Origin of the sequence: Klebsiella sp. JN_Kp122 (genome assembly GCF_040062085.1) — a bacterium.
Taxonomy (GTDB): Bacteria; Pseudomonadota; Gammaproteobacteria; order Enterobacterales; family Enterobacteriaceae; genus Klebsiella; species Klebsiella aerogenes.
Genome location: NZ_JBEAHW010000001.1, coordinates 259,246 through 280,763, shown reverse-complemented (window position 1 = coordinate 280,763; position 21,518 = coordinate 259,246). Strand labels below are relative to the sequence as shown.

At 50.9% G+C, this 21,518-nt stretch carries 26 protein-coding genes and 1 pseudogene; 23 read left to right on the top strand and 4 right to left on the bottom strand.

All coding sequences use genetic code 11. The annotated features are described in order from the left end of the window. Positions 1-41: 41 nt before the first annotated feature. The 17 genes from ABLU78_RS01440 (at position 42) to ABLU78_RS01360 (ending at position 12,471) form a co-directional block, all read left to right on the top strand. Positions 42-431, top strand: coding sequence for a hypothetical protein (locus ABLU78_RS01440; RefSeq protein ID WP_015705447.1), 390 nt, complete (start codon positions 42-44; stop codon positions 429-431). After that, positions 428-802, top strand: a complete 375-nt coding sequence (locus ABLU78_RS01435; RefSeq protein ID WP_015705446.1) for a DUF3592 domain-containing protein — start codon at positions 428-430, stop codon at positions 800-802. Before ABLU78_RS01440 ends, ABLU78_RS01435 begins: the two co-directional genes overlap by 4 nt. A gap of 38 nt (positions 803-840) precedes the next feature. Then, positions 841-3,237, top strand: coding sequence for a type VI secretion system tip protein TssI/VgrG (gene tssI, locus ABLU78_RS01430; protein WP_015705445.1), 2,397 nt, complete (start codon positions 841-843; stop codon positions 3,235-3,237). A gap of 9 nt (positions 3,238-3,246) precedes the next feature. Next, positions 3,247-3,621 carry a hypothetical protein gene (locus tag ABLU78_RS01425; protein ID WP_021469585.1) on the top strand — a complete coding sequence of 125 codons (375 nt, stop codon included), beginning with the start codon at positions 3,247-3,249 and terminating at the stop codon, positions 3,619-3,621. 200 nt (positions 3,622-3,821) lie between these two features. Next, positions 3,822-4,169, top strand: coding sequence for a DUF3592 domain-containing protein (locus tag ABLU78_RS01420; RefSeq protein WP_223575853.1), 348 nt, complete (start codon positions 3,822-3,824; stop codon positions 4,167-4,169). A 42-nt stretch (positions 4,170-4,211) separates the two neighbouring features. After that, positions 4,212-4,589, top strand: a complete 378-nt coding sequence (locus ABLU78_RS01415; RefSeq protein ID WP_045387916.1) for a hypothetical protein — start codon at positions 4,212-4,214, stop codon at positions 4,587-4,589. 68 nt (positions 4,590-4,657) lie between these two features. Next, positions 4,658-5,044 (top strand): DUF3592 domain-containing protein, encoded by a 387-nt coding sequence (locus ABLU78_RS01410; protein WP_015705441.1) that lies wholly within the window; start codon positions 4,658-4,660, stop codon positions 5,042-5,044. 40 nt (positions 5,045-5,084) lie between these two features. Next, the gene (locus tag ABLU78_RS01405; protein ID WP_048228758.1) at positions 5,085-5,474 is read left to right on the top strand and encodes a hypothetical protein; all 390 of its coding nucleotides are present in this window, start codon (positions 5,085-5,087) and stop codon (positions 5,472-5,474) included. 105 nt (positions 5,475-5,579) lie between these two features. Beyond that, positions 5,580-5,927, top strand: coding sequence for a DUF3592 domain-containing protein (locus tag ABLU78_RS01400; protein WP_015705439.1), 348 nt, complete (start codon positions 5,580-5,582; stop codon positions 5,925-5,927). 92 nt (positions 5,928-6,019) lie between these two features. Continuing rightward, the gene (locus tag ABLU78_RS01395; protein ID WP_048228757.1) at positions 6,020-6,418 is read left to right on the top strand and encodes a hypothetical protein; all 399 of its coding nucleotides are present in this window, start codon (positions 6,020-6,022) and stop codon (positions 6,416-6,418) included. 6 nt (positions 6,419-6,424) lie between these two features. Next, positions 6,425-6,805, top strand: a complete 381-nt coding sequence (locus tag ABLU78_RS01390) for a DUF3592 domain-containing protein (protein WP_015705437.1) — start codon at positions 6,425-6,427, stop codon at positions 6,803-6,805. A gap of 19 nt (positions 6,806-6,824) precedes the next feature. Then, positions 6,825-7,196 carry a hypothetical protein gene (locus ABLU78_RS01385; RefSeq protein ID WP_015705436.1) on the top strand — a complete coding sequence of 124 codons (372 nt, stop codon included), beginning with the start codon at positions 6,825-6,827 and terminating at the stop codon, positions 7,194-7,196. A 45-nt stretch (positions 7,197-7,241) separates the two neighbouring features. Continuing rightward, positions 7,242-9,782: a DUF2169 domain-containing protein gene (locus ABLU78_RS01380; RefSeq protein ID WP_048228756.1), complete on the top strand. Its 2,541-nt coding sequence runs from the start codon at positions 7,242-7,244 to the stop codon at positions 9,780-9,782. Beyond that, positions 9,779-10,849, top strand: a complete 1,071-nt coding sequence (locus ABLU78_RS01375; protein WP_048228755.1) for a pentapeptide repeat-containing protein — start codon at positions 9,779-9,781, stop codon at positions 10,847-10,849. The genes ABLU78_RS01380 and ABLU78_RS01375 overlap by 4 nt, the downstream gene beginning before the upstream one ends. An 11-nt stretch (positions 10,850-10,860) precedes the next feature. Continuing rightward, positions 10,861-11,466, top strand: a complete 606-nt coding sequence (locus tag ABLU78_RS01370; RefSeq protein WP_020078770.1) for a DUF3540 domain-containing protein — start codon at positions 10,861-10,863, stop codon at positions 11,464-11,466. A gap of 10 nt (positions 11,467-11,476) precedes the next feature. Then, a complete protein-coding gene (locus tag ABLU78_RS01365; RefSeq protein WP_015366584.1) occupies positions 11,477-11,869 on the top strand; it encodes a DUF4150 domain-containing protein in 393 nt (130 codons plus the stop codon). Positions 11,870-11,883: 14 nt separating this feature from the next. Beyond that, on the top strand, positions 11,884-12,471 hold the full coding sequence (locus ABLU78_RS01360; protein WP_048228754.1) for a hypothetical protein: 588 nt from the start codon (positions 11,884-11,886) through the stop codon (positions 12,469-12,471). A gap of 57 nt (positions 12,472-12,528) precedes the next feature. Here ABLU78_RS01360 and ivy read toward each other — a convergent pair whose 3' ends face one another. Beyond that, entirely contained in the window at positions 12,529-12,978 is a 450-nt protein-coding gene (ivy, locus tag ABLU78_RS01355) for an Ivy family C-type lysozyme inhibitor (RefSeq protein WP_015705431.1), read from the bottom strand. A gap of 224 nt (positions 12,979-13,202) precedes the next feature. Between ivy and ABLU78_RS01350 the strand changes: the two are divergent. The 5 genes and pseudogenes from ABLU78_RS01350 to ABLU78_RS01330 all read left to right on the top strand — a co-directional run bounded on the left by ABLU78_RS01350 (position 13,203) and on the right by ABLU78_RS01330 (position 16,995). Beyond that, positions 13,203-13,623: pseudogene (locus tag ABLU78_RS01350) on the top strand (hypothetical protein). Next, positions 13,545-14,459 (top strand): mechanosensitive ion channel domain-containing protein, encoded by a 915-nt coding sequence (locus ABLU78_RS01345; protein WP_223575718.1) that lies wholly within the window; start codon positions 13,545-13,547, stop codon positions 14,457-14,459. Before ABLU78_RS01350 ends, ABLU78_RS01345 begins: the two are co-directional and overlap by 79 nt. 7 nt (positions 14,460-14,466) lie before the next feature. After that, positions 14,467-15,306: a GNAT family N-acetyltransferase gene (locus ABLU78_RS01340; RefSeq protein ID WP_048228753.1), complete on the top strand. Its 840-nt coding sequence runs from the start codon at positions 14,467-14,469 to the stop codon at positions 15,304-15,306. A gap of 103 nt (positions 15,307-15,409) precedes the next feature. Beyond that, positions 15,410-16,384 (top strand): hypothetical protein, encoded by a 975-nt coding sequence (locus ABLU78_RS01335; protein WP_015705429.1) that lies wholly within the window; start codon positions 15,410-15,412, stop codon positions 16,382-16,384. 8 nt (positions 16,385-16,392) lie between these two features. Beyond that, entirely contained in the window at positions 16,393-16,995 is a 603-nt protein-coding gene (locus ABLU78_RS01330) for a hypothetical protein (RefSeq protein WP_225623195.1), read from the top strand. A gap of 39 nt (positions 16,996-17,034) precedes the next feature. On the opposite strand, the gene ABLU78_RS01325 is transcribed toward ABLU78_RS01330, so the two are convergent. After that, complete coding sequence (locus ABLU78_RS01325) at positions 17,035-18,003, bottom strand: PDR/VanB family oxidoreductase (protein WP_020078774.1); 969 nt, start codon at positions 18,001-18,003, stop codon at positions 17,035-17,037. Between the two features lie 15 nt (positions 18,004-18,018). Continuing rightward, positions 18,019-19,056: a molybdenum cofactor-independent xanthine hydroxylase subunit HpxD gene (gene hpxD / locus ABLU78_RS01320; protein WP_032711646.1), complete on the bottom strand. Its 1,038-nt coding sequence runs from the start codon at positions 19,054-19,056 to the stop codon at positions 18,019-18,021. 125 nt (positions 19,057-19,181) lie between these two features. Between hpxD and hpxR the strand changes: the two genes are divergently transcribed. Then, the gene (gene hpxR, locus ABLU78_RS01315) at positions 19,182-20,117 is read left to right on the top strand and encodes a LysR family hpxDE operon transcriptional regulator HpxR (RefSeq protein ID WP_048228752.1); all 936 of its coding nucleotides are present in this window, start codon (positions 19,182-19,184) and stop codon (positions 20,115-20,117) included. On the opposite strand, the gene hpxO is transcribed toward hpxR, so the two are convergent. Beyond that, a complete protein-coding gene (gene hpxO, locus ABLU78_RS01310) occupies positions 20,096-21,250 on the bottom strand; it encodes an FAD-dependent urate hydroxylase HpxO (protein ID WP_047049044.1) in 1,155 nt (384 codons plus the stop codon). The genes hpxR and hpxO overlap by 22 nt on opposite strands. Positions 21,251-21,518: the final 268 nt, after the last annotated feature.

Below are 21,518 nucleotides of genomic sequence, written 5' to 3'. Positions count from 1 at the left end.
GCACGGCGGGTGGCTAATCACTGGTCAACAAGGAGTGTTTAATGACGCCAGGCTGGATTATCAACGCAGTATTGACGCTGGTTATTATTTTCATCAGCTTTTACCTTGCCAACCGCATAGTAAAAAACTCGCAACGGCGGGAGCAGCGGATTATCGAAAACGGGAACGATATCCAGGTTACGATACTCGCAATGCGGCAAACCGGATTATTTATCAACAACAATCCTGTCATTGATATGGATCTGCGGGTACAGGATTTAAATAATGGAAAAACGTGGCTTGTGGAAAAGCACCAGGAAACGGTTTTGCTCATTACCCTCGATGCCTGGCAGGTCGGAGTGACTTATGAAGCAAAACTCGAGCCAAAAGATAACGCCATTGTGTTTGTAAGAGATATTAACGATAAGCCAAAACTGACGAGTGGAAGATGAATATTTTTACTAACGTAATCGTTCTGGCCGTGGTCCTACTGTTTATTTATATTTTTGCGTCATTGCTGATTCGCGATGCGAAAAATAAAAAACTCAAAGCGGCTATCCACAATGATGGCGTTGCGGTGTCTGGCACCATCACAAATGTGAGAAGCCGCTCGGGCGGTAATTCCGGGTTTATTAATATTAGCGTCGATTTTAATTACGTTAACGAAAAAGGTGAATTGCTGACCGGTCAGCGGGATATCGTTATTGATATTACGCGTATCCAAAACTTTCAACCGGGAAAGCCGATTCCGTTACGCTACTTGCGCCTTGACCCGCAACAGGTGCTGGTCGATCTGCCGAACCCACTGTTAACGCGCAGCTAGTGCTGCACAAACTGTATCCCCCTGAATGGAATAATATTATGTCTAACAGGATCACCGTTCAGCTCCCCGTTGAGGGGCTGCTTTTCTGGAAACTCAGCGGACATGAAGCCATGTCGGAAATGTTCGAGCTCAGCTTAACGCTGCTTGGCAGCGATGCGCGTCTGGATCGCAGCAAGCTGCTTGGCCAGCCGGTCACCGTGACCATTCCGACGCAAAACGCGCTGAGTTCGCGTTATTTCAACGGTAAAATTACCCGCGTGGCGGTGAGCGCCGTTGAACTGAGCGGTATCCGCTACGCCGCTTACCAACTGATCGTTGAACCCGACTTATGGCCGATGAAACGCGACCGCAACCTGCGTATATTCCAGGGGCAGACGGTACCGCAGATCATCAATACGTTGCTGAGTGAATACCAGGTCAACGTTGAGGATAAGCTGAACGGCAGTTACCGCGTCTGGGATTACTGCGTCCAGTATCAGGAAAGTAGTTTCGCCTTTATCAGCCGCCTGATGGAGCTGGAGGGGATTGCCTACCATTTCCGTCACGAGGCGGGTAAACATACGATGGTTCTGACCGATTCAGCCACCCAGCATCAACCGGTAAGCGGCTATGAAACCATTCCCTACCACCAGACGGCATCGGGCGGTATTACCACTGAAGAGGGGATCGGTCAGTGGGCGCTGGAAGATAGCGTGACGCCGGGGATTTACAGCCTCGATGACTATGATTTCCGTAAACCTAACGCCTGGCTGTTTCAGGCGCGGCAGAACCCGGCATCGCCCTCGCCGGGCAGTATCGACGTGTACGACTGGCCGGGGCGGTTTGTCGATCACGGACACGGTGAATTCTACGCGCGTATCCGCCAGGAGCGCTGGCAGGTTGAACATCAGCAGATCCAGGCGTCCGCCACCGCGGTAGGCATCGCTCCCGGCGCAACGTTTACCCTAACTAATGCGCCATTCTTTAGCGATAATGGCGAATATTTGACGACCGCCGCAGATTACTTGTTTGAAGAGAACAGCTACGCCAGCGGCGGCAATAGCGATATCTCGCACCAAATCCATTTTAGAGTGATCCCCTCTTCGGTAGTCTATCGCCCGGCGCAGGTAACCGACTGGCCGCGAACCTATGGCCCGCAGACGGCGAAAGTTGTCGGGCCTGAAGGGGAAAGCATCTGGACCGACAGGTATGGCCGCATCAAAGTGAAGTTTCACTGGGACCGCCATGCCAAAGGCGATGACACCAGCTCCTGCTGGGTTCGCGTGTCGAGCGCCTGGGCAGGCCAGGGCTTTGGCGGCGTGCAAATTCCCCGCGTCGGCGATGAAGTGGTCATTGATTTTATCAACGGCGATCCTGACCGCCCGATCGTCACCGGACGTGTGTATAATGAAGCCAGCATGCCGCCATGGGATCTCCCCGGCGACGCCACCCGGATGGGCTTTATGACGCGGAGTAAGGATGGGAATCAGGACAATGCCAGTTACCTGTTTTTTGAAGATAAGCTTGGTGAAGAGTCCGTCGATTTGCATTCTGAAAAAAATATGAACGTGTCTGTTGAAGGGATGCACAATGAAGTTGTTCATCAGCAAACGATCTATTCACATCTAAATACGCGTTCCACTAGTGTGGTAGGCCACGATACGCAAACCTTTAATGCCGGGCAAACCATCGCTATCACGGCTAATGGACGTAATGAAAGCATTGTCGATAGTGAAACAAAATCGGTTACGGGTTATTCAAGTAATAGTTATACCGGCAATGTGGTAACCGAAAGCGGTGATACGGTTAGCACTTTGGCGGCATCGAAGATAATGTACGAAACGCCAGATGTTATCTTTGGTCAGGTTGTCGATGCCAAAGGTACAGAAAGTGCAGTTCCCAATATACCTTTTGATATTAAAAATACCGCTGGGCAGATTATGGCTGCACCAGGGACCAAGCTCTACGCAACAGATTATTTGGCAGCAGCCTCTACAAGCGCAGTTTCCGCTGCCACCAGAGTGACATACAAAAAAGGGGTTGTAACGCATATCCAAGGTATTGACAAACTTACCGTGGATAATAATCAAATAGTAGACGTTAAAGGGAATGTTGCTAGAAATATCCTGGGTGAACTTAATGAAACGGTTCAAGGTAAAATATCTATTAACTCACCATTAAAAATATCTATAAAAAGCGATACTAAAGTAGAAATTGTTTCCCCTGAGGGGTTGTTCACTAACAAGGGAATAAGTGTATCATTAAATGGCACAACACACTCCTTCAACGGACTTAGCACATCTGTGAATGGTGCATCGTTTAGTTGGACACCATTAAACATGCCAACGTCATTAGCAAGTATTGTCCACTCTCCAATGAATGTAACTAGATCTCTAACAAAAATAGAATCTTCATTGCAGAATGTAGTTATTGGTTTTATCCACATGTTTATGTAAGAGGTATATATGAATTTCCTTTCTGAACACTCAGGACCTATTGCGTTAGGTGTAATGTTGATATTCATCTTCATCTGTCTCAGAGGATTAAAGGGACAGAAGGAAGATTTTAGTGAAATAAGAAATTGGGTTGCAAGAGACAACTGGAACGGCGAATTAGCAACAGGAAAATTAAAAGAATGGAAACAAACATCAACTACCAATAATTTTGACCATTTCTATATTTTTACTATCGAGTCTAATTTGAGTGGTGAAGCTCAAACATATAAAGCAGCAACTGTGTTAAAGACCTCTGAAGTCATTAAATTAAAAAAGGATATGCCTGTAATGTTCAAATACCAGGGAGTACCCCCAAAAAAAACAGCAGTCATGAGCGTAGGCTAGTACTAGTCGATGCACGACATATAATTGCTGCTTTACCCTTTGATAGGGAACATGGCATAGAAACGGCCTCCAAATGCTGCGTTTCCTTTCCATTGGTTTTAGCTGGTAATAAATAATCAATCCAGAACCTAACGATTTCTCAATTTTTTGCATTTAAAATAAGACAGCCATCAATGGTTCACTTAATGTAAGATTTTACGATGTCAAATTCAACAATGTGGTCTATCTTTATAACCATTTTAGTTTTGGGGTGGTTCTTATACAGTATAATGAAGTCAGGAAATAATGATGAGAAGTTTCGTAAGGAAGGCATTAAAGTTGAAGCTAAAATCATTAGTAAACAACATATAAGTACCTCTGGCACCGGAAATATGAAATTTAAGTTTGAATTGGAATTTATGACTCCCGATGGAATTGTCGTCACATATGCTCGTCGCTTTATAACTCCGGAAGAAATGGTTAAGATTGGTAGGAAAAATACAGTTTTTTTATATTACCTCCCAGGTGCCCCTGAAAAAGTCTACCTTGTTCCTGGAGATATGGAGTAAACTATTGATGATAGTTTTTGTTAACAGCACGGATGCAACCCTATGAATGTCATCACGGAACCATCTTTTATCTTTGGCATTGTGGTGACAATCATAGCATTAGGTATATCATTTGCTGCCTTCAAACCGAATAAAACTGAAGTTTCAGCAATTAAAAACTGGTTGTCGAGAGATAAGTGGTCCGGTCAAACAATCCAGGTTCCGCTAGAATCATGGCGTCAGACAGAAACAAAGTACGGCAATGATTATATTTATGATTTCTATTTTAATGCAAATATAAACGGTTCTGTAAAAAAATACATTGCGAAAGGCATTGTAAGACCCGATGATATTCATAAATTAAAGAAAGGAATGTTATTATCAGTAAAGTACAGTAATAACACGCCTCTAAAGATAGCGGTTACTTCCGTTAATTATTAAATGTGTAATGGTGCAGTAATATTTGATATTTCATTCTACCTATAAAATCACGACCTGGAATTGATTAAATGGATTTTCTAAATACAAAATGGTTTTATATTCTGCTTGTGGCATGCCTTATAGCACTCTATATTATTGGGCGGAATTTTCGTAGTTCCGTTATCCCTATGATCAAGGCTGGGTTTATTGAAAGCGCTGTTCTTAAAACAGGAATCGCAGTAAATGCCGATATTATTGCATCTCATCAAACTAGTATGTGGGGTGGAAATAAGCCAATATACCATTTGACCTTAAAATTTAACACTCTTGAAGGTGTTGAAACCGAAGCGAGTGTTGATATGGGGCTAAGCTTTGAAGAAATTGAGAGATTTAAACCCGGCAATGGGACAACAATAAAATACGACGCTAAAAATCCTAAACGAATCGCAATTTATGACAGACCATTATTTTTATAATGTGACAATTATTTATATTTAAAACCTAAAAGAGCTAACAATGAACTTTATTTATCAACACTCTTTGTTAATTGTTATTGCATCGGTTGCATTTAGCTTTTTTCTATTGTTCGGTTCGCTGCGAAGTCTCAAAGGACAGGGCGGGGACCTTACTGAAATAAAAAACTGGCTAAGCCGTGAGCGCTGGCCCGGTGAGATAAAAAACGCATCTCTGGTAAGTTGGCGTCAAACTAACGCGACCAATAATTTCGATTATTATTTCGTATTTACCTTTGAGGCGAACATTGAGGGTACGACAAAACAGTATAATGCTGCTGCCGTGGTACGTGCTTCAGAAATCCCCAAATTAAAACCGGGGCTTCGATTAACTATAAAGCATGAGGGCGTTCCGCCAAAACGAATGGCTGTTATGGATGTGGATTATGAATAAACAGGGTATCCACTAGACTTCTATGCTCGTGGCCATTTAGGTGGCCACTTAAAAACACTCACAGAATTTCTAATATGTGGTGAACTTCATCATTAATGGATCATTATGTTTGACTCTATGTGGGGAACATTAATATTAGCCGTTTTAATTTTGTTTGGTTTGTTCTTATATTGTTATCGTTCAGGCTCCAATTATGATAAGTTTAAGGCAAATGGCATTCGTACCGAGGCTAAAATATTAAGCATGGAAAAAATTGGCGCGAGTGGCGGAGGGAGCACTAAACTTAAAATGGAATTATCTTTCAATACTGACTCAGGTCTGGTGACGGCAACGGCTAAACAGTATATTTCCCCGCAAAACATGGTAAAAATCATGAGAAACAATACTATTTACATCTACTACATGCCTGATAATCCCAAAGAGTTATTACCAACACCTTGGGAGATGGAGTGATGGAGTCTCTCTATATTGTGAGAAAACCAAGATGTCTTTTTACCTAAAATAATGAATTGTGAAGCCTGAACTGAAACCCACCAGGGATAATTATGTCATTTGAAAAATGGATCACCAATATGTCTCCAGGGGAAATGATACCCGTGATTATTGGTTTATCAGTAAGTATATTATTCATGATGGCCACCTATTTCACATTCAGAAAGTCATCGTTACAACTAAAGTCAGTGAAAATCTATTTAAAACGCGAACGCTGGCGAGGAGACTTACTGAGTTCGCGGATTGAATTCTGGCAACAAACTAATGTAATGCTCGGTAATAATCTATTTTTCGATATATATTTTCGCATCGATGAAATGCCTCAATTATTTTGCGCCAAGGCGCTGATTGCACCAGCACAAATACATCTATTACGTAAAGGGCTGTCCATTGTCGTTAAGAAAGGATGCGGCAATAAGATTGCTATTATGCAAATCGGTGATGTGGGTTAATTCACTATGGATATACTCTTTTTTATCGTCATGGGGCTGATTGTCCTGGTGTTTGGTATCTATCCCATGGCCCGTTTTCTTTATCAGGATTTTTACCCGTATTTAAAGGATAGTTTCACCCACAGTGAGGTCCTGCAATCCGGCATTGCGGTCAACGCGGATATAATTGCCGCACACCAGACCAGCGCCTGGAGCGGAAGTAAACCGATCTATCGTATCACCTTTAAATTTAAGACCCGCGAGCAGGTGGAAGTTCAAGCTAGCCTGAATCACACCCTGAATTTCAGCGACATTGAACGTTTTAAGCCGGGTAATGGCACAACGATTAAATACGATCCGGCGAACCCGCAGAGAATTGCGCTATACGACAGGCCGCTTTTTTTGTAAGAACTAATCAGGAGATAACATGGAAATCGTCTCTACCATAGTGCTAACCATGGCATGGGCCATTCCGCTGGTAGTATTGCTCTTTGTGGCCTGGGTTGCGATGCAGAATATACGTTCTGCGCGACAAGATAAAAAAACGAAAATGAATGGTGTCAATGTTAAGGCCACCATCCTGCAGATCAAATACGATCGCGACCAGCGAATTAATAATCACTACTCAGCCATTTTGACCCTTCGTTATCATTGGCATGAGCAAGAACTGCAGGGCATCCGCGGCGTTATATTCCCCGCGCAAGACCAATCTGAGGTTCAGGTGAATCAATTAATCAATATTCGCGTTCACCAGGACGACCCACAACATTTCTACTACCTCGATTATCGTAATGTCTGATGCTAAGCATCAATTCCCCTTAAGAACCTATCGCATTAGGGCTATATGAAAATCATTAAACCCTTACGCCTGAGCGTACTGAACCGGCCATTCCGCTGGCAGGGCAAAAATTATCTTGGCGTTTCGGTGCTGGCGTTGGCGGATATGGGGCCAAACCCCCAGCTGCGCCCCGAGATGGAACTGTGGCAGCTTGCCGCCGACGAACTACAAACCAGCGGCGGCGTGGTGGATATGGCCATCCCTAAAGTCCGCGCCGAATTTCTTGCCACCGGTTTTGCCTATACCCATCATCAGCAGGAAAAAAGCGCCTGCGTGGCGCGCATCGATATCGACAAAGTGAGTAAGTCGTTGGTGGTGTTCGGCGATCGCCAGTGGACGGGGCAACGTATGACCCGACCGCAGCCGTTTAGCGAAATGCGCCTCGACTGGAGCCGCGCCTTTGGCGGCGGTGATTATGCCGACAACCCGCACGGGCTTGGTGTCGCGCCGGTAAAACAGCAGGGGCGCGAACATCATCCTCTGCCGAATATTGAACCGCTGGAGGGAAGAGTAAGCTCGCCGCAGCAGAAACCGCAGCCGGCAAGTTTTGGCCCGCTGGATATTCAGTGGCCGCGGCGCTTTAGCCGTATGGGCAAAAAATATGATGCCAGTTGGCTACAACAGGATTTTCCCGGTTTTGCCCGCGATATTGACTGGAAAGTCTTTAACGCCGCCAGCCCGGACCAATGGTGGGAGGATCGGGATACCTTGCCGCCAGGGGCGAAATGGCGGATCTGGAATATGCATCCTGAGAAACCAATGCAGGAGGGCCAGCTGCCGCCGTGGCAGGCTCGCTGTTTTATTCATCGCCAGCGCGCGGATGAAACGCTATTTGAAGAAATTGCCTTACGCGCCACCACGGTATGGTTCTTTCCCCATCGGGAACAGATGATGCTTATCTGGCAGGGGCACATTCGTATCAATGAAGACGATGCCGCCGACGTCCTGCAGCTGATCCCGGCGCTGGAAAAAGAGGGCGCCGCCCGTTCGCTTAATCACTATCGCAAGGTACTGGCCCAGCGAATGGATAAAGAGAAGGGCGCGCTCTTCTCCTTTCGCGAAAAGGATCTCATACCGGAAGAGACCATCGGCCCGTGGATCGACAATGAAATTGAACAGTCGCCGAGTCCGCAGCAGGAGAATATGAAAAACCGCGCTCGTCTGCTGCGTGAACAGCACCGCGCCGCCATTGAAGCCAGCGGCGGTGATATCGATAGCCTGTTGGCGGATATCGACGAGCCCACGTTGCCTAAGCTTGAAGACCTGCCGGAGTTTATCGCCGACATGGAGCGTCAGGCGCAGGAAATGGAGAATGATGCGCAACAGCGCAAGCGTGAGATGGAGGCGCACTATCCGCAGTTGAATAACGATGAAAACCAACCGCGCGGCCCCGAATCCATGCACCGAATGCAGGAGATGCTGCATCAGCACCAGCAGGAACTGAGTGAGAAAAAGCGCGCGCAAACGCGCGAGGCGCTACACCAGATGTACCTGGCCGCGGTGCAGCATCAGCCGCCGGCGGTCCGGCTGAAGGGCGATCTGGCGATGATCCTGCGCCAACGCGCCGAGCGTACCATGGCGCAGGGCGGCAATTTTAGCGGGATGGATCTGACCGGCGTTGATTTTTCCGGCATGGATTTTCGCGGCGCCAATTTTGAAAAGGCGTTACTGGAATGCGCGGACCTCAGCCACTGTCAGCTGGATAACGCCTCTTTTCAGGGGGCCGTGCTGGCCAGAACGGAGCTACAGCATTCGTCGCTGCGTAACTGTGATTTTAGCGGCGCCAGCCTGGTACTGGCGGAGTGCCATCAAAGCGACTTCACCGGCGCTCGCTTCGAAGATAGTCAGCTACAGAACGCGCTGTTTGCGCAATGCATTTTCGATAATGCGACGCTAAAAACGCTGATCCTTCGGGAAATCAGCCTGATTGACTGCCGTTTTCATCGCGCCGAGTTGGATGGCTGCGTCTTTATGGAACTGACGCTGGCACAACCTGATTTCAGCCACGCACGGCTGCACAAATGCTCGTTTTTACAATCTGAACTGGAGCATGCCATTTTCCATCAGGCGACGCTGGAAAGCTGTTCGCTGGTGCAGACCATCGCGGAGCGCGCTGATTTTAGCGCTGCAACATGGCTAGCCAGCGCTGCGGTGTCGGAAAGCTCACTTATCGGAGCCGACTTCAGCCACGCGACGCTGCAGCAGAGCAATTTACGCCAGACGCCATTACAGGGCGCGCGCTTTGCGCTGGCAAAAATCGAAAACAGCGATCTGAGTGAGGCCGATTGTCGCGATGCCAGCTTTATACGCGCGAATCTGGTCGGCAGTCTGTTTGTTCGCACAGATTTTCGCGAAGCCGATTTTACCGACGCCAACCTGATGGGCGCGCTGCTGCAAAAAAGCCAGCTTGCCGGAGCTAATTTCGAAGGCGCCAATCTGTTCCGCGCCGATCTTTCACAATCCTTTACCAGTAAAACCACGCGGCTGGATGGCGCATGGACCAAACGCATTAAAACCCTGCCGAAGCGCGATGGAGAAGTGATATGACGATACTGAGCCCGGAGGAGATCGTTCAGCGCATCAAAAACGGCGAGCCACTCAATGAAATATCGCTGGATGGTATCAACCTGCAGGGCTGCGATCTCTCCGGCGGACTGTTTCAGGAGGTGTCGCTACGCGGCGCTAATCTGCAAAATGCCAATCTGCATGAAGCCCTGTTTACCGAGTGCCAGCTGCAGAACCTGCAGCTGCAAGGCGCCCAACTTAAGCAGACGACCTTCAATCAGTGTGAAATGGCCCATCTTCAGGCCGCTGAAACCACGCTTGATAGTTGCGTGTTTAATCAGTGCGACCTGCAAGAGAGCGATTTCTCGGCGACCACGCTGCAAAGCAGCCAGTTTATGCGTTGCCAGATGAGCAGGAGCCGTTTTAGCGGTTCAACGCTGGAACGCAGCGTGTTTTATGAGGCTGACCTGACTCACGCCAGCTTTGCGCAAAGCCGAGGTCTGTTGACCACCTTTTATCATATCGATTTGCGGGACACCGCGCTGGACGGAATGCAGTGCGACCGGCTGGTGTTTTTCCAGTGCGATCAGCGCGGCAAAGACTATTCAAGGCAGGGTTTTACCGGCTGCCAGTTCACCGATTGTCCGCTGGACGGCGCGAAGTTTAACGGCGCCCAGCTAACCCAGTGCAATTTCAAAGGCGCGTCATTGCGTGAAGCAGAGTTCAATCAGGTGAACGCCAGCCAGGCGCTGTTTATGGAGGCCGATCTGCGCGGCGCCCAGTGTCGCGGCAGCCTGTTCGACCAGGCAATATTTGTTGGCGCGATACTGGAGCAGGCCGACTTTAGCCAGAGCAGGTTGTTCCAGAGCGTTTTACAGCAGGTTCAGGCCCCCGGGGCGCGATTCGCGCTCTGCGATCTGACGTGGAGCGATTTTTCCGCTGCCGACCTGCGTCAGGCGGATCTGCGCGGCGCGACCTTTTCCCGCACCCGGCTGCATCGCGCCCGCCAGGACGAAGCGCTGTTTACCGGCCGCCAGGGGATCCTGGAATACGATGAAGAGTTATTAGCCGCTGAGGCGTGGAGCGCCCAGCGCCACAGCCGTTGTTAAGGAGACAACAGATGACAACCATTAATCACAAACTGGCCCAGGCGGCGATGCCGCCGGCGCAGGCTTCCGGCACGGTGACCCATTGCTTTGCCGACGGCAGCGTGACCGTCGAGAGCGAAGGGCGCGGCTGGCACTGTCGGCGAGCGGTCAGTTGTCTGATCGCGCCGCAGGCTGGGGATCGCGTACTCATCAGCAGCGTGGACAACCAGATCTGGCTGTTAGCGGTGCTGGAGCGTGATGAAAGCCGCCAGGCGGAGCTCAGCGTACCGGGTGACCTGCATATTCAAAGTCAGGGAGAACTCAGTCTCAGCGGTCAGCGCCTGTGCGTCAATGCCGCGCAGGGGGACTGCCATATCAGCGAGATGAACTACAGCGGCGATAAGCTCTCGGCATGGGTGACACTGTCACGTATTGTCGGCAAACGCGCCGAATCGGTCTGGCAAACGGTGACGCAAATTAGCCACAATCTGCTGCGTACTACCCGGCAGACCGAGCAGGTGCGCGCCGGGCAGCTGGATATGAAAGCGGAAGATTATGCCCGGCTGCATGCGCACAATACGGTCATCACCTCAAAAGCGATCACCAAAGTCGATTCAGAACAGATCCACATGGGCTAAGGAGCTAATTATGTTTGCTAACTGCCAGCTATTCGGTGTCGATTTAGCCTTCCCCGACGTCTGTCTGACCCCGATGCCAGCGCCGACACCGATTCCCTATCCGGACATCGCGCTGGGGCCGACGGCGATCCCTAACGCGCTCAATATTCTGTTTATGGGCATGCCCGCGCACAATATGGCGACGGTGACGCCGCTCACCAACGGCGATAACCCCGGCGTGGCGACCGGGGTGGCGTCAGGTACGGTGATGGGGCCGTCGCGTCATCTGACCGGCGCATTTACCGTACTGCTAAAAGGCACGCCGGCGACGCGTCTAACCAGCGTTAGCCTGCAAAATTCGACAAATGCGGTCGGTATGCGCATCGTCCCCAGCCAGTTCAAGGTATTGATGCTGGCGCCGTAGGAAACACGTTCCAGATGCCATACCTGAACATCATTCTCGGGAAGCCTTTTTACGATCTCCTGCAGCATGGCCGGGAGATCGACCGCGCTATTGCGCGCCGGGACGGCACCTCACTGAATCACTCTACGCCAGAACTTGAACGCTACTTTTCGCGACCATCTGGCGAACGTCCCCGGCAAAACCCATTTCCGGTCGCCGCGCTATTCCCACTGTTCTTAGTGGCTTTTGCATTCAATCTGCTACCATTTTTGCAGACTCTCCCGCCATTCTCTGCGCCGATACGGGTAGCGAGTTTCTTTGTACCAGCGCTTGTGGTGGTTATTTTTCTGTTGACCAGCGGCGTGTTGCTGGCTCGCGGTTATACCCTCGGGCTGAAGGGATTTCTGGCGCTATTTCTTCTCCTCTCAGCGTCAACGGCGGCGCAAGCGTTGAGAGCGATGGTCAGCGCAGGTGAAAGTCTCTGGCCGCTGGCGTTCGCCGCGCTGGCATTACTGTGTTGCCGGCTAATATTTAACCGCCGGGGATTCGTGCTGTTCACGATTTATTGTCGTAGCCAGCGGTTGGCTCTTCTCGCGGGCAAACTACGCCGGCAGCGCAAATAGGGAGTGGTAATGGCGGTGAGCAACCCCTGACTATCAACGGATAGCCAGGGATTTTGTTTATTGCGGGTAATTAAACGCGTCAGGATGGTTTTCAAGGCTGCCGCTCAGCGCGGCAAACAGCACGGTTTTACCATCAATCGACAGCGCATCGCTGACGTTAAGCCAGGTCAGTTTTTCCTGCGATGTCTTCTCATCAACCACTGAGAAGACGCCCGCCATCTGTTTGGATTTTTCAGACCAGATCACGGCGATACGTTCGCTTCCACAATCGTGTGGTTTACAGGCGCTTAATACCTGCCAGGATTCAGAACCCAGTTTCACGGTCTGTGCCGGGGATCCGGTACCACCGCTGTTAACCCAGGCCGGGAGCTTATGGCCTTTTACCATCTGGCTGAACGACGCTTTGGTCGCATTATCTTTGGCAAGTGAAGTCAGCGTAACATCGCTTTGCGCCATAACGCTGGCGGATGCGGTGAGTGCGACGATGGCGGCAAGTGCTTTGAACATGTTTCCTCCTGGAGTTGATATGTCCTCATTTCGGGCCCCTTAATAGTGGGCGCAGAGCATCATTAATGCAAATGAACATATTTATACAATGAATGTGATCACCCGCGCAAAGCGTGGACTTATCCGGCTTTGACATGTCATGATGCACATTGGTTAAATTTTTGTATTAATAGCCGAGAGTGAAGGGCTAATACAAAAGGGCATATTTATTCAGGCGATAACGCATGGCGTATTTGAATCATCTGTTGACGTTTATTGAAAGTAATCCGGCACTCGCGATCGGCTTTAACCTTATTCTGTTGGTCGTCTCCGGCATCTTTGCCCATCTTTTGTGCAAGTTTTTGCTGATTAAAGTGATACGCAAGGTGTTCTTCGCCAGCCATAAACAGGACGTACCGCTGGAAAAAGACCGCCGTATCGCCGAGAAACTGTCAAACTTCATTCCGGTTATTATCGTCTACTATGTTCTGCAGTTTATGCCCAATATGCCGGCATCGCTGGTAACGGCGATTAATACCATCTGCGGAATTTTGTTTTTTATTTTTCTGTCGATCTTCTTCAACGAAATGCTGGATATCGTCAATAGCTCTTATCTGCGTAAGACCAAGCGTAAAAACCACTCCATCAAAGGCTATATCCAGATAGGCAAAATCTTAGTTCACATTCTGGCCGCGATTATGATCCTCGCCGTGATGTCGAATAAATCACCGGTGATTATTATTTCCAGCCTCGGCGCCGTCGCGGCGGTGCTGATGTTAGTGTTTCAACATACCTTGTTGTCGCTGGTGGCCAACGTCCAGCTATCGTCCAACGATGTCCTGCAACTGGGCGACTGGATCGAAATGCCCGACAAGAACCTGAGCGGGGAAGTGACGGATATCGCGCTGCATACCATTACTATCCGTAACTGGGACAACACCATTTCGCGTATTCCGACCAAGAATTTCCTTACAGAAACGTATACCAACTGGCAGGCGATGTTCTCGTCCGGCGCACGAAGGATCATGCGTAGTATTAATATCGATCAGCACTCGGTGACCTTCCTGAATCAGGAGATGTTAACCCCGATGCTGGCAATCCGCGGGGTGAGTGAGCCGCTCAGTAAATTACTGGATGGCCGGGATCCGGGCGGCGTCGCGGATCGCTGGTTTATTGATAACGGGTTGACTAACCTGACGCTGTTTCGCCATTACCTGATGAGCTATCTCGCCGAACGGCCAGATATCATTAAAGATATGTACATCGTGGCGCGAACGTTAAAACCGTCGCCGTCCGGGCTGCCGCTGGAAATCTACTGCTTTACCTCCTCGACGCTGTGGATGGATTACGAGAACACCCAGTCTGCTATTTTTGAATACATTACCGCCGTGGCCGGGCAGTTTTCACTGCGTCTTTACCAGTATCCCGCCGGGCATGATTTCTGGCGCTTATCGCAGGAAAACGCCAGCCGCGCGAGTTCGCCGCCGCCAACAGAGGGGTGACCGGGAGATGGCAATCGTGTTGAGAAAAATGCGGGCCTCCGATATTAGCGGTGGCCTGATGCTTAGCCAGCAGATGGGTTGGCCGCATCGTCGTGAAGACTGGCTGTGCGCCTTCAGGCTAGGTGAGGGTATTGTGGCGGAAATAGAAGGCGAACTCTGTGGCACGACGCTATGCTGGCGCTGGGGTCAACATCACGCCACTATCGGCCTGGTGCTGGTGACTAAACAGCTGCAGGGTAAAGGGCTTGGCAAGAAGCTCTTTGCCGCTCAATTAGAGAGGCTGGGCAGCCGCACTATCCAACTGTACGCCACGCCTGCCGGAGAACCGTTATATCGTAAGTTTGGTTTCCGTCCGGCAGGATTTCTCCAGCAATGGCACGCCCACGCATTACCTGCCGTTGCTTCTTCGGGCATCGGCATCTCTGCCGCGACGGTCGCCGATATATCACAGCTAGCTCTGTTGGATGGCAAGGCCTGGGGCGCCCAACGAGAGCGTCTTATCCGCTGGCTGCTGGCCAACGCGCACCTCGCTGTTATCCGCAATAGCCAGGAGCAGATTTGCGCCTGGGCCGCCTGTCGCCGCATGGGCCGAGGCTATGTAATCGGACCGGTGGTGGCCAGCCGAAGCGATCATGCGCAGGCGTTATGCGCTAGTTTTCTGACGACGCTTGCCGGCGAGTTTGTGCGCCTCGATTGTCCGGAAAGCCAGCATGAATCGTTTACCCACTGGCTTGGGCAAAACGGGTTCACGCTGGCGGATCGGCCCTTGGCAATGGTGAAAGGGGATATTTGCCGCCACAGCCATGATGTACGTCTTTTTAGCCTGATGTCCCAGGCGATGGGGTAAGTGGAGTAACAACGGCCATTCGGAATAATCCTGAATTTTTATATTTCTATAGCAATTAACCTTTAGGGCATAAAATAGATGCCCATATGCATGGAGAGAATCAATGACAATGCCTGGCGAGTTTGCAAAAAACAATTTACCCGATTATGGATTTGCAAGGAGTCTGGGACTGACCTCAGGCAATGATTTTGATTTTAAGGCTCTGGCCAATCAATTGGATTGTTCCCGAGATTTTAACCATGCAGGTATTATTTATTCTGACGGTAGCCAGCAGTGGCTTGTTAGACCGTCCAGAAATATTGCTCAGGAAAATAAAAGCACCGTCACCCACGTTATCGTTACCCGAATAAATGCTCAACCTTCGGCATATAATGCCACCAAAGCACTAAATCATACGATTCAGACGCCATCCCTGGCAAACGAGATCACCTCAACGGCTATTTCATGCGGTGCGGCTGTCGTAACGGGAGTTTTGGCTGTCGGCGCAGGTGCCGCCGTTCCAATAACCGCAGGGGCATCCGGTGTTGTTGCTGCGATTATTACTGCGGGAACGGTAGCTACAGTCGCGCAATGTTTTATTGGTTTAGGTCGTATTACCCTGATTGCAACAGATCATGATGATGTAGTCACATGGCTCGACAGCGAATCATGGTATGTGGCAACAAGTACCGCATTAGATATTGTTTCGCTTGCGGGTGCCGGAGCTGGGCTGAGAAGCACGATAGAAACATATAAGATGATGAAAGCTAGCACTTCAACGAATGTGATAACCTGGCTTAAAGGGCTAAACCGTGCGGAACGTCGCCGAATTACGGAAGAAATTATTCGTGCGCAAAACCCTGGAATATCGAATACAGGAATTAAAGCCGCTATGCGTGCAGGGTTTTATCCCAAACGCTTTCCTTCTGATGCCTTACAGAGAAGCTTACAACGTGAATTAACCACGGCGGTAGTGAATACCTCCGCATTTGCGGGTAGCGCCATGACTGGAACAATCCGTAATCCGCAAAATATGAGGGCCTCAACACAATATGCCATTGGCCTTATTCAGTCATTCTCCTTGTTGGGAACTCATTAATAATAATCATGAAATATATTACCAGAAACCTTATTTTAAGTGCCGTTGTTTCTCGAAAAATGGACACTAACGATCCGCAGCAGCTTGAAAAGCTTAAAGACAGATTAAAAGACCGGATGGGTATACCGGTCGGCTGGCATATGTCAGGAATACCGCTGGTAGGGGCTATGATTCTGAGCATGTTCGCTTTTGCCCTGGCTCAACCTTATCTCTGGTTGGCGGTGTTCGAGCTATTTGGGCTGCCGCAGTATGCCGTGATGGCGGCGAGTGTGCCTGTATCGCTAATTTATAGTCTGATAATGGTACTGACGATGTACTTCGTTGCCAGAGGCAATTTTCTGGCGCTTAAATTATCACTGGCTTTGATGGCTTTTAGCGGTCTGGTTGCGATTGTTTATTTTCTTTCTGTTTGCCTGGGGGCATTATTCGGCGCCGGACTAAAACCAGGATTTCTCATTAGCGCCGTGCTGGGGCTAGTATTCATTTTAGGCGGTATCCGATGCATTAATAGCCAGACTTTTTACCGTGCAAACGCCCTTTATCTACATAACAGGGTCTGGCGAAAACAGCTTAATATTCAGCGCCAGACGCTGCGTCGCGCTTCACGTTAGAAAAGGGCGGCAACAGGCCAGTTTTAGCCTGGCCTTATTTTATAAATCAATAAGCAGATTCGTGCTGCGGCTGCGGGAGCAGCACAGCGCGACATGCTGCACGATGGCGCATTTTTCTGCTGCTGACTGCACCGTATCACGATGATCCACCTCTCCCTCAACCACCCTGGTCAGACAGGCGCCGCAAATCCCCATCTCACAGGAGAGCGGCACTGCCACACCATTTTCCTGCAATACCTGCGCGATGGTTTGATTGGCGGCGACAGGCCAGCACTGGCCAGAAGAGGCGAGCGTCACCGTAAACGTCTCTTCCTGCCGAACGTCGTTGGCGGGCATTGACGCCTGAAACGCCTCCTCATGGATCTGCTCAGCCTGCCAGCCTTGTAGGGCCGCCGCCTGGCGCGCGGCGGCCATAAATCCCGCCGGCCCACACAGGTAAAGCCGATCCTCACGGTGAGGAACGCGCAATCTGCCAGCCAGATTTTCTCGCGGACTCTCGCCTTCAACTGAGCTATAAATCCTCACGTTTTCAGGTGCCAGCTTGCCGGCAATCGCGGCTACCAGGGCGCCGTTTTCCCGTCGGTTAAGGTAATACTGTAAGGTAAATGGCTTTCCTTGCGCCGCTAACGCCCGCGCCATGCTATACAGCGGCGTAATGCCAATCCCGGCGGCCAGCAGGGTGACGTGTCGCGCCGTCTGCAGGGCAAACTGGTTTCGTGGTAGCGAAATCATCAGCCTCTGACCCGGTCGCAGCGTCTCATGGATGTAGCGCGAACCGCCGCGCGACTCTGCCGATCGCGCCACGCAAATCAGATAACGTTCCAGCCTGCGATGGCTGCCGGTGAGTGAGTACTGACGGGTCACGCCGTTCGCCAGATGCAGATCGATATGGGCGCCGGGCTGCCATGCGGGTAATGGGTCGCCGTCAGGCGTCACCAGCCTGACCGCCAGATTATGTTTTCCTTCACGCCAGAGACCATCGACAACCACCTCAATTAGAGTACTCATCATATAACTCCTTGCTCAGACCAGGAAAAACTCACCGAAACCCAGCCGCTTCAAGCCGCGACGGTAGGCAATTGAGCTACGGTCGGCTGGAATATGTGCTTCCAGGGTAAGATCCAGAGGTAGCGTCTCCGGGCGCTGGCTCTCTACCATCAGCCGGTCTTCTTCAAAAACGCGAAGGTTGAAGGCGTAGACCTCCTCCACCGGCACATGCAGGTCGAAATTGCGGGCGATTGGGGCAAACATCCGCGTGACCCGTGATGAGACGGGCGAGGCGGCATTCATAATAACCAGCCGGGCTTCGCCGGGAAAATGAATCGTCAGGGTGGCGGTAAAGGGCAAATGCATCTCAAAGCGACGCAGCCATTGAAATCCCTCCGGAGCGCGGTAGCCGGCGCTTGCCGGATAATTGCCGACCGTGCTCCAGTAGTCGACGACAAACCCGTTTTCCGTTTCCTCAGGCAGGTAGTCAGGAACCTGTTGATTCTCCGCATCGGCGAAGGTGTCGGTATGGATCCACGCAAAATGCGCCACATCAAGAAACCCTTCAACCTGACGGCCTGCAAAGCCATTGACCTCAAACGCCGGGCAGGTCAGTTGCTGGAATCCGTCGTCTGCCCAGTGCGGCATGGTCGGTAACCGCGGGGGATTGTCAGCATCATAATCGAGACACACCCACACCAGACCATAGTGTTCTTCCGCCGCGTAGCAGGTCAGATTTAATTTCGCCGGTATCGGCTGATTTGGGCTGGAGGGGATTCGGTTACAGCGGCCATCTTCCCCAAAGCGCAGGCCGTGATAAGGGCAAATAATGCCTTCTGCGTCATGAAAACCTAACGTCAATGGTACCCCGCGGTGGGGACAGACATCGCGGGCGACTACGACTCGTTCGTGCAGGCGATAGATAACCAGTTTTTCATCCAGCAGGGTGGCTTTCACCGGTTGCGGGCCGATATCAGCGCTGCGCGCCACCGGATGCCAGCATTTTGCCAGCCGCAGCCAGTCCTGGGGTTCAAAGGTGCAATGCGCGGGGGGCGTGAGCGGTTGTCTGTTCATCGTCTTGCTTCCTGATGGCTAAGTTGATTGTTTAATTGTTGTGAGTTTATTGTTGCCATAGTAGGGTGTTGACATCCATCAGCATTAATTCAGTTATCCGTTGCAAAAATCAGTACAGGTAACCGATGAGTCCTTTCTCGCGCTTTGCGCATTATTTTATGGAAGTGGCCCGCAGCGGCAGCCTGCGCCGGGCGGCGGAAAAACTGCATATTTCGGCTTCGGCGATTAACCGCCAGATACTGCAGGCTGAAGCGTCCTTCGGCACGCCGCTGTTTGAACGGCTGCCGGAAGGTTTGCGGATGACCACCGCAGGAGAGCTGTTGTATGACAATCTGCTGCACTGGCAAAAAGAGTTTCGCATGACCCAACAGAAATTTGATGAACTGCAGGGGCTAAAACGCGGAACGGTGAATGTCGGTATGGTGCAGGCGCTGGCCGAAGGGAGTTTTGCCGCGGCGCTGGCAGAGATTATCAACCAGTGCGAGTGGCTGGAACTGATGTTGCAGGTCGCCGATAGCCAGAGCATCAGCGACAGAGTGCGTCAGGCCGATGTCGATTTTGGTCTGATCCTCGATCCTGAAGGTCAGGCGGGTCTCAACGTACTGGCGTTTATTGAAATGGAAGTCGGGGTGGTACTGCATCCGCACCATCCTTTTGCCGCCGCGCCCGCGATCTCGCTGGGGGAACTTAGCGATGAACGGCATATTATTCCCGGCGCGCCGTTAATAGTGCATGACCGGGTGGCAATGCTCTATCGCCATTATGATTTTTCGCCGCCCAACACCGTTAGCTGCAATGATATTCGTCTGATTAAATCGCTGGTGCTTAAAGGCGGCGGGGTGACGGTCCTGAGCCTGCTGGACGTGCAGGACGAGGTAAACAACGGTTTGCTGGCGTTTGTGCCGCTACGTAATAAGCTGCTGCGACCTTTGACTCTGGCGCTATGCACCGCGCCATCGCGCCAGCTATCTCGTCCGGCGCAAATGGCGATTCAAAAACTAACGCTGGTGATGGAGGAGATGCGTAGCGCTGCTCACTCTCAGCCTAATGGCCCGCCCTGAATGGTTTCGCACAAGCCGTTGATAATACGCTCGCCGGTTTCCGTTTTCAGTTCCTGATACCAGGCTTTGGTTAACGCCATATCCTTACCGTGGGTGATATCACAGCGTTTACGCGCTTTGAGCACCAGGTCACGCACCCTTTCACAACGCAATGCTTCGTACTGGCGCAGCGCGGTGACAATATCGCTATTGTCGCGCAGTACATTACCCAGCACGACCGCGTCCTCCATCGCCGCGCAGCCGCCCTGGCCAATATCCGGCGTGGTGCTGTGTCCGGCATCGCCCAGTAGCGCCACCTTGCCACGTACCAGCTTATCAAAAGGTTCAATATCGTGAATTTCTATCCGGTTGGTGGTCTGCGGGTCGAGGGCGGCGATAAGCTTTTGCACCGGCGGCGCCCAGCCGGTGAAGTAGCGGGTTAAATCGTCGCGCAGGGTGAGGCGATCTTCCGCTAATCCGGCCGGCAACGGCACATCGAAGAAGAAGTAGAAGCGTCCGCCCGCCACCGGCATCAGCGACACGCGTTTCCCTTCGCCAACAAACGTCGTCCACTGATCGGCGGGAGCAATGGACTCATCAATATCGACCAGACCATTCCAGTTAACGTAACCGGCATAGCGGCGTTCCGGCGTATAGCCGAGCACATATGGCCGCAGCGCCGAATGGCTGCCATCGGCGGCGATGACCATATCGCCGTGCGCCTCGCTACCATCGGTAAACCAGACGGTGACGCCGTCGGTATGCTCTTCCACGCGGGTGACCCGCTTGCCGAACTGCACCTGCTTACGCCCCCAGAAATCAAGCATCTCACGCTGAAGTTCCGTTCGCGACACTGGCGAAGGGCGGCCCTGCGTACGTTCAACCAGCGGCGCGAGACTGAACCGTGTGAGCGTTTCCCCGTGTTGATACTCCTTATACGCCAGATAATGCATCGGGCCGCCATAAGCGTCGATGATCTCGCCCATCCCCAGGCGGTTCATACACTTGACGCCGTTGGGCCAGATAGAGATCGCGGCGCCAACCGGCTTAATCTCTTTTACCGCTTCGAACACTTCGCAAGCGATGCCTGCATTACGTAGCGCCACCGCGGCGCTCAACCCGCCGATTCCCGCGCCAATCACGATTGCTTTCATTGTCTTCCCCTTAGGTGTGTTGTTTAAGGGGTTCAGCAATTTGCATACCAGGTAGCAGAACCTGCGAAATCAGCGGAAAACGGACGGGTGATGGCGGGGAGATGCACCAAAGGAGGGCAAAGTTGCGATTATGTTGCCTTTTTATGAATCAAAGATTTCTTTTGATGAATTAAGGAATCAAAAGTTTCAGCGCCCCGCGCCAACGATCGTTACAGAATACTCGCTCTTTAATTTAGCTATTTCACTGATAAATAAAAGATAAAGCGAT